Raw genomic sequence first — 14,866 nt, 5'->3', positions numbered from 1 at the left:
CGTTGCGCAGACAACCGCGGTTTTTTCCAATTTCTGCATTCCAGATCAGCCGGTTTTCCCTGTTGGCAGCACGTGGTTTTCTTTCCAGTAACCTTCACTTTTCAAGATGTATGAAATCCGCTATAATCAGCACCGTAATGCAACTGCGGATTTTCGGCCAAACTGCAAACCGGCTTCGTCCGTCTGTAAATGCTTTCCTTTCTGACAGGCAAACATCCAGGCATCAGACGTTCTCGGTTTCCACAAGAAAAAAGGAGAATCATAAAGTTATGAACAAACATTGCAATTTACTGGCTGTATTATCCACCGCGGCAGCAATGTCAGCGGCAACCCCTGCACTCGCGCTTTCCATTCCGGGCAGCGTTTCCACCGTTCTGGCATCAACTGCCGGATGGCTCACGGAAGACGGAGAACTCCGCTACAAGGACAGCGAAGGCTACTACCTGACCGATTCCTGGAAAAAGAAAGATGGCGAGTGGTATTACTTAAACGAAGACGGCTACCTTTCCCGTTCCTGCAAAATTGATGAATATTATGTAAACGAGGACGGCCGCCGCGTCATGAACCAGTGGATCAGCGAAGCAAACGAGGATGAGTGGGATTCTGACGCCCCGGATACTTACTGGTACTACTATGGAAAAGACGGAAGAAACGTCATCTCCAAATGGCAGGAGATTGACGGAAAGAATTACTATTTTAACGAAGAAGGCCACATGCAGACCGGCATGCTGGAATTAGACGGTTTTACCTACTACCTCGGAGAAGAAGGCGACGGCGTCATGAAAACCGGCTGGATCGAACTGGAAAATGAAGACGAGGAGCTGGATCAGGATACCGTATGGCATTTCTTTGACAACAATGGCCGTATGGTCATGAACCAGATCGACCGCAAGATTGCCGGTTCCTACTACACCTTCCAGAACGGGATCCTGCAGACCGGATGGTTCCGGGTACCGGAAAGTGTTGCTGACAGCGCAGCAAATGCTGCTCTAGCTGCTGACGACACAAACTCTGAGATCAGCGCAGACACAGCCGACAGTTCTGTTTCCAGTGACATCGCAAGCGAAAAAAACAGCTCAGATGCTGAAACCGCAAGCAATGCCAACGCTGAGACAGTCAATCACACCGACAACATTGACAACGTCCAGGTCACTGCTCCGCTCATCGCATCCTACCAGTTCTACGAGGCAGACGGAAAGCGCGGAAACGGCTGGTACCAGATGGAAGGTGCACCGGAGATCAGCGAAGAAGGCGAGACCTTTATCTTCTATATGAAGAATGGTCGTCCTTACTACGCAACCCAGGGTGTACAGGTCTTCACAGTCGATGGAAAACGCTTCGGCTTCAATGACCGTGGCGAACTGCAGACCGGACTTCAGAGTGTCATTACCGAAGACGGACAGATCTGCAATTACTACTTTGGTACTGACGGTATCATGAAGACCGGCAAGCAGACCATCTACGATGAAGATCTCGGTGAAAACCAGACCTGGTTCTTCTACACCGACGGCGGAAACAAGGGACGCGGGTTCCACGGCGTCCGCGACAACAATGTTTACGTGCAGGGACTCCGCCAGGATGCAGACCGCGACCTGCGTTTTGCTCCTGCCCAGTTAGACGGCGTATCCTACCTGGTCGGTACCAATGGTGCCATTCAGAAAGCATCTTCCTCCTCCAAGTCTGCAGTAAGACCTGATCTTGGAAGCGGCTATAAAGATGTCAAAGACTCCAACGATAAAATCTGGACCGTTGACGTCAATGGAATCATCCAGGAATAAAAACCATAAACCGCAACCTGAAATTAAACAAAAGGACATTCCTGTACAAACGAAAAAAGTAAAAATATTTCATCCGTTCACACAAAGAGGGCATGTCACCGGCATGTCCTCTTCTCTTTGTTCTTTTCCCTGATCTTCTCACTGCCTCCTCTCTTCATCTTCTCTCTGTTCATAACGTTTTTCTTACGATTCCACCTATTTCCTTACAATCCCGCCTTTCCTCTTGTCAGCAGAAAACATGGCTGTTATAATGAATTTGCAGAGAGAGAAAGGATGATCACTATGAAGAAAAAAACAGGACTCACCCTCATCTTAACCATCCTGTGTTTTCTGATGAGCGCATTCCCTGCTATGGCAGGTGAGTGGCACAAAACCGCAGAAGATCAATATCAATATATCAAAGACGACGGAACCAAGGCAACCGGTCTTCTGGAACTGAAGGACGGCACTTATTACCTCGACGAGAAAGGCAACCGTAAAACCTCCTACTGGCTTCGCTACAAAGGCGACTGGTATTTCTTCGGAGAAGACGGACAAATGGTTACCGACGCCTGGGTCGACAATTACCATGTTGACTCCGATGGACAGATGGATAAGATGCGTTAGGCGAAAAAACAGGGCAGCAGATTTCCCTATTTGGAATCTGCTGCCCTGTTTTTATTATGTCACCAAACCAGACCTATCCCAGCAGGATCAGCCGCGCTACTGCCAACGGATCATCCTCCGGGAACGACTGGACGCAAACCATGATATCCCGCACCAGTTGTCCCTCGATACCAAGCATGGAGGCGATTTCCTCTGCCTGATGTCCTGCCCCGGAAAGCTCCATGACCTGTTTTACCTGTGCAGCCATTTCTTCTAACTGTCCGGCAATCCCAGTCCCATCTGACAAACCAGACTGCTTTTCCGGTGCTTCTTCCGGCTCCAGGAAATCCTCCAGACGAAGTTCTTTTTTCCCTGTTTCTTCTTTATAATAGTCTTCGGACAGTTCCCAGTCTTCCTGCTGTCCACCATTTATCTGTTCTTTCTGCATAAGCGATCCTTTCCTCTATATTCTTATTGCAGTTCATGCGCTGCATAAACTGCAACGAATTTTTCCTGCTTACGCACATTCTACCATAAAACTCCCTGGCATACAAAAAGAAGTTCCGCAAAGCAGAACTTCCTTTTTGTGTTATTTGTCGTATATATCCGGCATTACAATCCGGCAGCCATCTTTCCCACCTAATACCAGATGGTATCCAGGTGCCACTGTATCCGGATTTTCCTCATAGGCCGATCTTCCAGCATAATAGGTTCGGTCCATCGAGTTGGTGATTGTCACCATAAGGCTATGCCCTTTTCTGATCCGGTAAAATACAGGCGTCAGATCGATTGTCACCTGATATGTTTCTCCCGGCTTCAAATACTCGTTGTCTCCCTTTTTATTTTCATGCCATGGTAAACCAAGAAAATCATACGGGCAATTCGGACTTTCCTTACGAAGAGAAGATCTCAGCCAGCCATTGCCAAACTGGAACATTTCCTTTCTTTCCGGATCATAATCGGAAAGAGAAATGAAAAAGTCCAGATCACACTGCTGATCCATATTTCCCATATCATCCAAAACAAACGTCAGATTTGCAATCGGATGACCAATATACTCCGTATCATTCCGGAATGGTTCTGTGAAATAATTCAAGCCAAGCTGAGCGGCTCCTTTCCCTGAGCTGTCCGAAAGAGAATTCGACTCCACGCTGGATTTTACCCCGTAAGCTGCCCGGTAAAACTGCTTTGCAGACTGGACAGCGGAATCGGAAAGCAAATACGAGGAGGAAAACTCTTTATCACCGGAAGGTTCTTCTGACAAATAAAACATATCACGTCGTCCCTCATGGAGCGGCCATTGGGTTTCTCTCCGATAATATCCGGTTCCATCTCCCTGATATGTATGATTTTCAAAATCGTACTGTACCACCCGCAAGGTTATTGGTTTTTCAGCCATCACGCCATTTTCAATGCCTTTTAGCCAGTAATCTGCCCAGCGCAGCATCTGGGTCCACGGTTCCGGCGTTTTCTTTGGTCCTACATGATCCCACGGACCAAAAATCAGTTTTTTGTTCAGGGTCAGATTATGGTACAGCATGATCGTATCCCGCTTAAATACGTCCTGCGTACCTCCATCCAGATACACTGCCACCCCAGAATCATTGATATCTTTCACATAAGTACTTGCACTTAATATGTTCCAGAACTCTCCGTCACATTCCGGCGAATAACTGTCGCGCCATAAATAATCGCGCTGAGCCTTGGTCTGTGTTCCATTTTCCAGATGCTCTTCGATTGCCTTATGCAGCAAAACACGGTCTTCATCACCATCTACAGGCACAGTTGACGCTGTAACCCGGTCTACCGTTTTTTGTTTTTCTTCCTCTGTAGTTCCCCAGTCAATATCCGGTCTGCTGCCAAATGCTCTCGGAATTCCATTTCTTACCCAGCCATCATATCGGTTAAAATCCGTCTTTCCAATATAAGAAGCCACAAGATGCTCCGGCTTTTGGGATATGATTTCCAACTGTGTCTGACCATTATAGGACTGTCCTGCAGTCATGACTTTTCCATTGCAAAATGACTGTTTTGCCAGCCACTCTACTATAAATGCCCCGTCCTTCGCTTCCTGCCTGGAACATACGACTTTCCTGACTCCAAACGAAGCTCCGCAGCCACGTACATGTGCAAATACCACAACATATCCATATGGCAGCAAATTTCGGATTCCTATACTGTCTGCGAACGCAATCACAGTTTCTCCGTTTTCATCCTTTTTATAGACGAGATGGTCATATGGTGTATATTGCATCACAACCGGAAGCGGTCCTGCGTCAACCTTATTTTTTGTCGGAATATGAATGACTACGGAAAGTTTCGTGCCGTCCTCCACTTCTACATAACGGTGAATATATCGACTCCCATCATATTCTGATTTTGGAAATGACCGGTCTGGTGCTTTCTCAATTTCATGGTATTGCTGGAAAAACGGAGCAAATACCTCATAATCTTTTCTATGCCATGCCATTTCCTGATGCCACGGCACGTCAATCAGCATACATGCTTTATTCTCCAGACGATGCGGATCCCAATGCGGAATTCCGTCATGGTTTGGATCACCGGTTCTCAGAAACTGTCCCCAGGTATGCTGTACCTGACGTCTCAACTGCTTGGGCGCTGCTGATGGGATTTTCTTATTTCCAAACACAAATGCGCTGGGCGCCCCATGCGGTGCACGTCTGTGGAATTCATCCTCCCACCACTTAAACCAGAACTGATAACAGGTGCTTCCTCCTTTTACCAGTGCATCTGTCAGCATCTGCTCTGAAGAATGCATAAAGAATTCATTGTAAATATCAAGATATGCCTGTTTTCTGGTACGTTCCGGATCATGCTCCGTAAATGCTTTTATCATGTCTGGTGTCACATTTTCTGGAATGCGTGACAGGATTACGCGAAGCATCTCCTCCTCATCCGGTTCCCGCATAAACATCTGGTCATACTCACCATCACTGCATCCCAGCATGATAATCTTATCTGCCAATCTTCCACCCAAAATTTCCTGAATCGAATCTTGCGGAACCGTAAGCCCATCCGGGACAGGCGAAAACAGCTTTCCTTTAAATCCCTCAAATTTCACGGTAAATAACTGCTTTTGGACCTCCAGGATACGTTCTACAGGAATGGTTTTTAGTTCTTCTTTACTGTGTACAGAAAGCAATTCTAAAACCTTATCGCTGATTTTTCTGCTCCACTCCAAAGAGGTCTGGCCACATCCCGTAAAAAAAGAACTCTGGCAGATTGCTTTTTTATAATATTCTCCCGTCTCGCGTGAAAGCAGCAAATGCGTTACGGAATTGGAACCGGAAGAATGACCATACAAAGTTACGTTTTCCGGATCTCCGCCAAATGCAGCAATGTTTTCATGGCACCACCGCAGTGCCTGGATCTGGTCCATAATGTAAAGGTTATTGCTGTAGCGATATTCTCCCTCCGGGTCTATGGAAGAAAAATTCATGGTTGCGAGCAGACCTTCCCGGTGATTGATCGTAACCAGCACAATATCTTCATTTTCGACGAGATTTCTGCCGTCAAACTGCGGGCTTCTTCCATAACCTTTGATAAAAGCACCGCCATAAATCCAAAACAATACCGGTTTCTTATCTCCAGGTTTTCCTTTTGTCCAGATATTTAAAGTGAGGCAGTCTTCTGACATTTGTTCAATTGGTTCATATCCGCCAAAATTCATAGGATCGACTACTTCATCAAAGTTCTGGCACGGAATATCGCCAAACTCATACGCCTCGAAATCATCTAATTTTTGTGCAGGAACCGGCGGCTTCCAGCGAAGCTCGCCTACCGGAGGACATGCATACGGAATTCCCTTAAAGATGGAAATACCCTCTTCTGATATTCTTCCTTTGATTGTTCCTGCATCACAGCTTACTTTGCATATTTTATCATTCATTTCTATCCCCGTTCCTCCTACATTACACATCGATCAAGCATCCATTATAACGGCAGTTTTCCGATCAGAAGCATAAACACGGTAGTCATAATAGAGAAGCCCCAGCACGGAAGGAACGAATATTTCAAATGATCTTTCATTTCCACACCAGCCAGTCCAAGTGCAAGGTACGGGCTTGCATTAAACAGGGAAAGGTTTGCTGCAACCATACCTGCAGCCCAGGTCGGCGGCATGATCTGTACAGGCGTAAGTCCTGATCCTGCTAACACTGATACCAGTGCAGGAACAAGAACAGCTCCCTTTGCGTTTCCAAACACCATGGAAAGCGGAAGAGAAAAGATACAAAACACAAGCAAAATCCAGGTAATGGAACCAGTCGGAAGATTTGCCACAATGGTATCAGCCAGTTCATTCATTGCACCGGTCTGACCGTTGATACCAACCAGAACACCGACACCAAGCATCGTAAATGCCATTTCAAATGCAGTCGGTGCATTCCGCTTAATATATTCTTTCTGATCATTTACTTTCGGATAATTCACAAACAGCAGGATTACAAAGCCAAGACCAAAACCAAGATTCGTCGGCAGTTTCCCGGCAAGAATTAAAGCTACCATAAGAAGTGTAAATACACCGTCAAAAATTGCAATGCCTTTGCCGAATTTGAAATCGATCGGCTCATCCATTTCTGCTTTTACTTTCTGGAACTCTTCATCTGTCATTCCAGCGCCATGGCGAATTTCCACCATAGAAAGCGGAATATTTAAAAGAAGAAATGCAATCACACAGAAGATCAGCACTGGAATCATATACTGGTATGCCTCATAAACATCCAAATTTACATAAGCAGTATTTTCCACAAATCCAGGCATGTACGGCAAAAGTAAAAGTACGCCAGAACCGATGGACTCTACCAGCAGCAGCGCCTCCATACGAATATGCTGTCGTTCAAATAACGGCTTCATACTTGGGATAGTCAGCAATGCTGTCGTTGCACCAGAACTGTCAAGCTGGGTCAGCATAGAAATTAACTGTGCGATAAAAATGGTGCTTGGAACGCTGTTCTTTAAAAAACGGGTCAAAAACTTGATCAACGCCTTAAAAACTCCAGCATCATGCAGCATTCCAAAAAACATAACCGCAAATACCATCAGGAAGGTAGTTCCAGAAATAGACTGAAGACCTTTTCCAATAAACCCATTAATATCTTTCAACGAAAACCCCATTAATAAAGCAGCAATAATCGGAACTCCCGTAAAAATAACACCAGGTTTGCTGACATTTTTCAGCAGCAGTACAAGAATCACAACAAACATCAATAACGTGATGATAACATTGAGTGACATCTTCTTTCCCCCTTTTTCTTGTTTTATTTTCGCTTGTTGCTTTTGGTTAAACGTTTAACTTTGTATCTATTATACTTTTCTTCTTTTTTGTTGTCAATATTGCTGTTTTCATTAATATTTCTTCGTATTTTTGTGCATTTTAAACACCTTATTTTTTATATCCGCATTCATTTAATTTAATCGTTTCACAATTGATTATTTTTTCTCTTTCGTTTATGATAGAATTAACTTATGATATTACATTAGAATTGCAGGTTAATTTTATGAAAGTTAAGATTACTGATGTGGCAAGAAAGGCCGGTGTTTCCACTGCGACCGTTTCCTATGTCATCAATAACAGCCGAGCAGTCGGTGCCGAAACGAAAAAGAAAGTAGAAGACGCAATCCGGGAATTAAACTATGTACCAAACCTGTCTGCGCGTAAATTAAAAAAAGGGAAAAGCCATCTGATCGGACTCATTCTGCCAAACTGCTACAGTATTTCCAGCATTTCTATTATAGAATCTTGTGAACAATATTTATCCGAGCACGGTTACCATATATTGCTCATGACTACCAATCAAAATCATGATGCCGAAAAAGAAGCACTTCAAATTTTCAGCAGCGGTATTGTCGATGGGATCTTGCTTGAAAGTTTATGCGATACTCCTGATGCTATCATACAAGAACTTCCGGTGTATCTGCCTGCCGTAGTAATCGATAACTGCTACAGCGGTTTGCCTGTCGATCGAATTGGATATTCTGCAAATTCTGTTATGCAGGAAGCGGTTGCCTCATTGATAGCAAAAGGACATAAAAAAATCGGATTACTTTCCGGTCCCCGGTATTTAAGTGGTACACAAGATACTCTGACCAGTTTTCAAAATGCCACTGCTCATTTCGGTCTTTCAAAAGAAAACAGCCCTTTCGTCTGCACCCGTCGAAGTGAGGGGCGCATCCGTCAGGCTGTTTCGGAATTGCACGCAAATGGCTGCAGTGCTGTTATTTTTTCAAACTTTAACATGCTGCTCGATAGCTTTCAGGATCCTTTAACCGGACAAATTTCCATTCCATCAGATATGGAAGTACTCAGTTTTTACGAATCTTCCACCGACAAGGGTTTTTATGAATCCATTTCAAAAATCTATCGTCCCAGCGACCAGATGGCCAAAATTGCCTGTCGGCTCCTGCTTAACCGAATCCAGGGCGATACCAGTCCAATACAATCGATTAATCTCGAATGTGTATTTTCTCCTCACACCAAAGCCAATCTGTAAAAACCTTATTTTTTACCCTTCCATCTGCCGCCCCAGAAAACCGGCGGCAATGGAAACCAGCTTAAGTTCCGTATCTCCCGGCTTTGTTTTTGGATCGCGGCTCAAAAGTGCAACCGCTCCGATCGAGTCACCCTCACAGATGATCGGCGCGATCACCTCTGCGGTCACTCCGTCTATCTCATCTCCCGCAACCGGAATAAAGTTCTTGCTATCCCGTTCTGCCACAATGGTTTCCCGCTCATGGATCGCCTGCTCCAACGGCTTACTGATCATCTTCTGTAGCACGTCTTTTTTCGGGCCGCCGGAAACCGCGATCACCTGATCCCGGTCTGTGATACAGACCAGCATGCCGGTGGACTGCGCCATCGCATCCGCGTACTGCGTGGCAAATGCCGCCAGCTCCACCATGGGAGAATATTTTTTCAGGATGATTTCTCCCTCGCGGTCTGTAAAAATCTCCAGCGGAGTCCCCTCCCGCAGTCTCAGTGTCCTTCGTATCTCCTTCGGAATTACGACACGTCCCAGATCATCGATCCTTCTCACAATTCCTGTAGCTTTCATAATGTTCCTCCTGCATACCGCTTACTCTGTCAAGAAACGGTTCATACCGCTTCTTAACATCCTTTCCATATCGTGTGTCTTATGGACAGTATGTGGAAACATCTGAAATTTATGCATAAATTCTGGTCAAAAACCGGATTCGACCATCAATATCCGGTACCAATGATCTGCTCCAGCGTGGTAAACAGCGCCTGCACGTCCACCGGCTTTGCAATGTGACCGTCCATCCCTGCTGCAAACGCTTTCTTCCGGTCTTCCTCAAACGCATTTGCCGTTATGGCAATGACCGGAATCTTGCGGTACCCATTCTTCATGGCACGAATCGCTCTGGTGGCTTCATAGCCGTCCATGTTCGGCATCTGAATATCCATCAATACTGCATCGTAATAATGCTCCGGTGCGCTGTTTAACAGTTCCAGACACCGTACACCATCTTCCGCACGCTCAGTCTTTACCCCATGCTCTTCCAGTATCGTCATGGCAATCTCCGCGTTTAAGTCATTGTCCTCTGCCAGAAGAATGCGTTTTCCCTGAAGATTCTCCGCCATGATCTCTTTCTGCTTCTCCAGACTCTTTTGAATCTGACCTTCCGAAGCGATCGGGAAGGACAGGTAAATGAGAATTGTAGTTCCCACGTTCACCTGACTTTTTACAACGATTCTGCCATCCATCAGATCGATGAGGGTCTTTACGATCGGAAGTCCCAGACCGGCACCCAGCACTTTACTTTCTGTGCTGCTCCGCTCCCTGGTAAACTCCTCGAAAATATGCGGCAGATACTCTTCACTCATGCCAATTCCGGTATCTTCTACCAGAATCCGGTAAGAAGCATACTCCGGATGTTCTGGCTCTGTTTCCGTGATCGTAAGGGTCACCGTTCCGCCCTCCGGCGTATATTTGATGGCATTGCTCACAATGTTCATAAGAATTTCCCAAAGTTTGGTCTTATCACAAAGCACATATTCATGCTTCTGCTCTAACGTACATTGGAATTTCAGGTTTTTCTGTACTACTACCGGTTCAAATGCTGCCTGTACCGCATCCATGAGCCGTCTTAACTGACCCACCTCCGTTTTCAGCGTCGTTTTTCCGCTCTCAATCCGCGCTATCTCCAGCACGTAATTGATGAGGGAAAGCAGCATTTCGCTGGAGGAACGGATTTTTTCGATATACTCGCTCACCCGGTTTTTTTCATCCAGATGCTTCTCCAGAAGATTGGAAAAACCAATAATCGCATTCATCGGTGTCCGGATATCATGGCTCATGTTGAAAAGGAACCGGCTTTTTGCTTCGCTTGCCGCCTCGGCGCGCTTGGCCGCCTCTTCCATTTCCATGGAATGGAGCACATCTTTTCTGCGCCACTGCTCAAACTGCCAGTACACAACCGTCAGAAGAAATGCCATGCTTCCTGCCAGAATCAATTCCGCAATCCTCTGGGTCCGGGTGATCCAGCCGTTTTTCGGTACAATTTCAAAATACCAGGTATCATTTGGAACGGCACAGGGCACCTGATACGTATCCCCCTTTGCAGGTGTGGTGCACTGCGCAATGACGATCTGTTCTTCTGTCTCCAGGTTTTTCTTCCAGATCTGGTAATGATAAGACGCATCTTCCAGACGGTCCAGATCAATTTCCTCCAAAAAACGCTCCCAGTTGATCACCAGAATGGAAAATCCCCAGAACCGGGACTGACCATCCTGATCCGGCAAATAGATCGGATCAAACAAAAGTGCTCCCGTACCGCCCTGCTGCAGCGCAAACGGTCCGGCAATGGTATACTGTCCGCTGTCCCGTGCCAGCCGTGCTTCTTTGCGGCGCGCCGGATGCTCCAGCATATTTAAGCCCATGGCTTCCTCATTGCCCTCAAGCGGATAAATCCGGTTTACGATGCCATCTTTTGCGAGCTCATGTGCCTCAATCACATGATTTTCATCCTGCATCAGAGCGGAAAGAATGTCAAATTCTTCCTCAGTCACCTCATAGCCGCTCTCCAGCATCCGCTTCATCAGATTGGACTCTGCCAGATATTTATTCAGTTGAGATTCGACCCGGCTTACCGTAGATTCCGCGGTAAATGCCGCCTGGATTTTTTCATCGTTTTCCTGATTTTTATTCACCAGACTGGCACAGCCAAGAACTGCCAGAAATGTGAGCATAAATACCATCACAATACGCAAAAAAGCCATTTTTTTGTTCTGTATAAGAAATCTTCGCACAACAGAACCTTGTCCTTCCTGTGCTTCCTGCTTTTTCAATTCATCTTTCATCTTACTGTTTTGTCCCACTTGTCTTTTCATTTTCCTGCCGCATTGCACCGTCCTGCTATGCTTCGTGCTCTGTCTGCGATTCCCCGCCCGGCTGCGCCTTCTCCCTGCGGTAGTTTGCAAGCACTTCTTTCATCTGCCGGCTCTCAAGGGGCTTTGCCAGATGCTCATTCATGCCTGCCTCAAACGCACGCTTACGGTCCTCCGCAAATGCATTGGCTGTCATGGCAATGATCGGAATTGTTTTCGCATCTTCCCGGTCAAGCGCACGGATCGCCCTGGTTGCCTCAAATCCATCCATGACCGGCATCATCACATCCATAAGGATCACATCGAACGTTCCCGGTGCAGAAGCCTGAAAACATTCCAGGGCTTCTTTTCCGTTCATGGCACGACTTAGTACTGCCCCGGCACTCTCTAAGACAAACTGGGCAATTTCCATGTTCAGTTCATTGTCTTCCGCGATCAGGATATGCATGCCGCAGATCGATGTGTTCTTTTCTTCCGGCACCATGTTTTCCCGTGCTGCGGCATTCTGATCAATCTTTAAGGGCACTGTGAGATAAAACGTACTGCCCACGCCTGGTTCGCTCTCAAACGTAATGGTACCACCCATTTTTTCTATCAGGTTCTTTACAATGGCGAGGCCCAGACCGGTGCCGCCGTAGGAAGTCCGCGCCGTATTGGATTCCTGCACAAACGGGTCAAACACGTGCTTTTGGAACTCCGGTGTCATGCCGATACCGGTATCCCGGCAGATAAATGCAATCTCGGCAATATCTTCCCGGTTGCTGATCTCCCGGCACTCCACAAAAATTTTTCCTTTATCCTTATTATATTTCACGGCATTGCTCATGATATTCATATAAAGCCGTTTCAGATGAAGGGGACTGCCAAGCAGATGCCAGTGACGGACTTCATATTCCCGGACCACGATCTCGATTCCACGCTCTCTCGCCTGTTTGGATACGATTTCTACCATGCCATCCAAAAGTTCTTTCAGTTCAAACGGCCGCTCCTCCAGGGTTACTTCTCCGGATTCCAGCTTTCCCATATCCAGTACATCGTTGATCAGTTCCAGTAAAAAGCCCGATGCCTCCCGTATTTTATTCCGGCACTCCGTCTGCTTTTTCAGGTCATCCTGATAATAATCCGCCATCTCCAGCATACCGCGGATTCCGTTGATCGGAGTCCGGATATCATGGCTCATGCGCTGTAAAAATTCCGTTTTCGCATGATTTGCCCGCTGTGCCTCCCTGGCTTTTTCCTCCAGATTTTTCTGGTATTCCCAGTCACGGCGACTCTGCTCCTGCTGGTACTCCTTTGCCGCTTTCTGACGCAGCATCAGCGCCACCAGAAGCACCAACGTATACAAAATCAGAACAGAAAATACGTTGGATTTCAAATTTTTAAAAATAGAAGCTTCATTAAAATACACATAAATATAGTAATTCCGCCCAACAGCCCGGCCGCCATAGTAGCCGGCAGAATCCGCATGAATATGGATCAGCTCACCAGCCCGCTCATCCTGACCGCGCAGCTGCGCAAGGACCGGCTGGTCTTCCACCTGCATCCCAACCAGGTTTTCTTTATTCGATGCAATGATCCGGTTTCCATCGGTAATGGCTATGGTACTGCCTGCATAGGCACTGTAACCGGAAAGCACACTCTGGATCGACAGCTTATAATTCCGGCTGTACTGAAGCGGCGTGTGATAATAACACACAACCACACCCGGCACATTTCTGCGCGCAGTTGCTGCCAGATCCGTCAGGGAACCATCGGAAATATCCAACCGGGTCGTATAATATTTCAGTGGATAACGGGCAGCATTCAGAAGCGCCTCTTTTTTCAAATGCTCTTCCAGTTCGTCCCAGCCTTCATCATTCTGGCGATATTCACAGGTAATGTTTCCTTCTGGGTCCAGAAGAACAATTCCGGTCAGACGAAGATCTTCCGCACAAGCCTTCAGCACTTCCTCGTTCACATGATCTCCCGCCAGTTCCAGGTCCCTTCGCACCTGGCGCACCCGCTCTACCATACGGTCCAGGCTCTTGGTCGTACTGTCTGCGTTGAATTTATCGCAGATGATATACTGACCGCCAACATAATTGATGGTATCCTGCATAACCCAGGCTGCACGTCTTAAATCCGCACGGTATGAGACAAAACCAACGCCGCAAAGAATCATAACACCAAGCAGCATCATAACACGGAAAAATCGTTTATCCTGAAAAACCAGCTTATTAATCTTCACTTTGCCCTACCTCCAGATATTTTTCCGCATCTGGCAGATAGTGCCCTATGATCTGTGCGGATGTCCCATCACGCCGCATCTGCTCCAGCGTTTCTGACAGCTGCCCGGCAAGCTGCCGGTCATCGTCCCGGTCGAATGCCACTCCGATTCCGGTCGTCAGGATTTCCTCGTCCAGAATGCGGAAATCTGCCCCGTAGTCTTTCATGTACTGGGCTATGGCAGTCTCGTGGGCCGCGATAGCATCCACATACCCTTTTCCCAATGCTGTGTAGATCAGTTCCCGATCCTCAAAGCTGTATACACCGCCCACTTCCGGAATTTTGCCCTCATGCTTTAAGAAAATATCCTCCGGCTTTGTGGTCGACTGGACTGCGATCATCTTTCCCTTCAGGTCATCCAGATGGTAGATCTCGCTGCGCCGGTCCACAGCCACAACCTGGCGGCTTACCATATACGGTCCAGCCCAGAGATAACGGTCCTCCCGCCCATTCATCGAAAAACAGCCCCAGACACAATCCACGGCTTTTTCCTTCAAAAGACGGTCTTTTTCCTCCCAGTCTATGCCGACAAACACAGCCTGGTAGCCCATCCGCCCAAACGCCTCCCGCGCCAGTTCCACATCGATTCCGGTTGGGGAACCATTTTCATCCATATAATTATAGGGCGGGTATACATCACTTCCTACGATGATTTCCGGACGATGATCCACCTGTCTGGTCCCAATCGTCGAAGAAGTACAGCCACAGACTAGACACGCTCCCAGCCATGTCAACACCAGAATCCTGAACATTTTTTTCATATCACCAGTTCCTTTTTTCCTGATATTTCTGAACTGCCACACATTTTATAGAAATATCAGGGATTTTCATTCCTTACTTCCTATCATTATAAAAAAAACCAATGCGTTTT

The 14,866-nt window shown here is 46.8% G+C and carries 10 protein-coding genes; 3 read left to right on the top strand and 7 right to left on the bottom strand.

The window, feature by feature from the left end; translation table 11 throughout:
- Window positions 1–269 precede the first annotated feature (269 nt).
- Both DXB18_RS05205 and DXB18_RS05200 read left to right on the top strand, forming a co-directional pair.
- Complete coding sequence (locus DXB18_RS05205; RefSeq protein WP_118706411.1) at window positions 270–1,778, top strand: cell wall-binding protein; 1,509 nt, start codon at window positions 270–272, stop codon at window positions 1,776–1,778.
- 282 nt (window positions 1,779–2,060) lie between these two features.
- Window positions 2,061–2,384 carry a hypothetical protein gene (locus DXB18_RS05200; RefSeq protein WP_182430481.1) on the top strand — a complete coding sequence of 108 codons (324 nt, stop codon included), beginning with the start codon at window positions 2,061–2,063 and terminating at the stop codon, window positions 2,382–2,384.
- Between the two features lie 73 nt (window positions 2,385–2,457).
- Here the strand turns inward: DXB18_RS05200 and DXB18_RS05195 are convergent, their stop codons facing one another.
- The 3 genes from DXB18_RS05195 to DXB18_RS05185 form a co-directional block, all read right to left on the bottom strand.
- Window positions 2,458–2,811, bottom strand: a complete 354-nt coding sequence (locus DXB18_RS05195) for a hypothetical protein (RefSeq protein WP_118706407.1) — start codon at window positions 2,809–2,811, stop codon at window positions 2,458–2,460.
- Window positions 2,812–2,952: 141 nt separating this feature from the next.
- On the bottom strand, window positions 2,953–6,273 hold the full coding sequence (locus DXB18_RS05190; RefSeq protein ID WP_182430480.1) for a CocE/NonD family hydrolase: 3,321 nt from the start codon (window positions 6,271–6,273) through the stop codon (window positions 2,953–2,955).
- 44 nt (window positions 6,274–6,317) lie between these two features.
- The gene (locus DXB18_RS05185) at window positions 6,318–7,619 is read right to left on the bottom strand and encodes an SLC13 family permease (protein WP_118706403.1); all 1,302 of its coding nucleotides are present in this window, start codon (window positions 7,617–7,619) and stop codon (window positions 6,318–6,320) included.
- 215 nt (window positions 7,620–7,834) lie between these two features.
- On the opposite strand from DXB18_RS05185, the gene DXB18_RS05180 reads away from it, so the two are divergent.
- Window positions 7,835–8,875, top strand: coding sequence for a LacI family DNA-binding transcriptional regulator (locus DXB18_RS05180; RefSeq protein ID WP_118706401.1), 1,041 nt, complete (start codon window positions 7,835–7,837; stop codon window positions 8,873–8,875).
- A 12-nt stretch (window positions 8,876–8,887) separates the two neighbouring features.
- On the opposite strand, the gene spoVT is transcribed toward DXB18_RS05180, so the two are convergent.
- The 4 genes from spoVT to DXB18_RS05160 all read right to left on the bottom strand — a co-directional run bounded on the left by spoVT (window position 8,888) and on the right by DXB18_RS05160 (window position 14,756).
- Entirely contained in the window at window positions 8,888–9,436 is a 549-nt protein-coding gene (gene spoVT / locus DXB18_RS05175) for a stage V sporulation protein T (protein ID WP_118540293.1), read from the bottom strand.
- A gap of 146 nt (window positions 9,437–9,582) precedes the next feature.
- Complete coding sequence (locus tag DXB18_RS05170; RefSeq protein ID WP_243103184.1) at window positions 9,583–11,601, bottom strand: ATP-binding protein; 2,019 nt, start codon at window positions 11,599–11,601, stop codon at window positions 9,583–9,585.
- A gap of 157 nt (window positions 11,602–11,758) precedes the next feature.
- Entirely contained in the window at window positions 11,759–13,957 is a 2,199-nt protein-coding gene (locus DXB18_RS05165) for an ATP-binding protein (protein WP_118706397.1), read from the bottom strand.
- The gene (locus DXB18_RS05160; RefSeq protein ID WP_118540388.1) at window positions 13,947–14,756 is read right to left on the bottom strand and encodes a transporter substrate-binding domain-containing protein; all 810 of its coding nucleotides are present in this window, start codon (window positions 14,754–14,756) and stop codon (window positions 13,947–13,949) included. Before DXB18_RS05160 ends, DXB18_RS05165 begins: the two co-directional genes overlap by 11 nt.
- Between the last annotated feature and the right edge of the window lie 110 nt (window positions 14,757–14,866).

The organism is Clostridium sp. OM02-18AC (genome assembly GCF_003481825.1).
Classification (GTDB): domain Bacteria; phylum Bacillota; class Clostridia; order Lachnospirales; family Lachnospiraceae; genus Brotaphodocola.
This window is presented reverse-complemented; position numbering and strand designations above follow the sequence as displayed.

Coding starts and splice junctions, on each gene's coding strand:
- DXB18_RS05205 (WP_118706411.1), top strand. CDS start 270: ATGAACAAACATTGCAATTTACTGGCTGTATTATCCACCGCGGCAGCA.
- DXB18_RS05200 (WP_182430481.1), top strand. CDS start 2,061: ATGAAGAAAAAAACAGGACTCACCCTCATCTTAACCATCCTGTGTTTT.
- DXB18_RS05195 (WP_118706407.1), bottom strand. CDS start 2,811: ATGCAGAAAGAACAGATAAATGGTGGACAGCAGGAAGACTGGGAACTG.
- DXB18_RS05190 (WP_182430480.1), bottom strand. CDS start 6,273: ATGAATGATAAAATATGCAAAGTAAGCTGTGATGCAGGAACAATCAAA.
- DXB18_RS05185 (WP_118706403.1), bottom strand. CDS start 7,619: ATGTCACTCAATGTTATCATCACGTTATTGATGTTTGTTGTGATTCTT.
- DXB18_RS05180 (WP_118706401.1), top strand. CDS start 7,835: ATGATAGAATTAACTTATGATATTACATTAGAATTGCAGGTTAATTTT.
- spoVT (WP_118540293.1), bottom strand. CDS start 9,436: ATGAAAGCTACAGGAATTGTGAGAAGGATCGATGATCTGGGACGTGTC.
- DXB18_RS05170 (WP_243103184.1), bottom strand. CDS start 11,601: ATGGTATTTATGCTCACATTTCTGGCAGTTCTTGGCTGTGCCAGTCTG.
- DXB18_RS05160 (WP_118540388.1), bottom strand. CDS start 14,756: ATGAAAAAAATGTTCAGGATTCTGGTGTTGACATGGCTGGGAGCGTGT.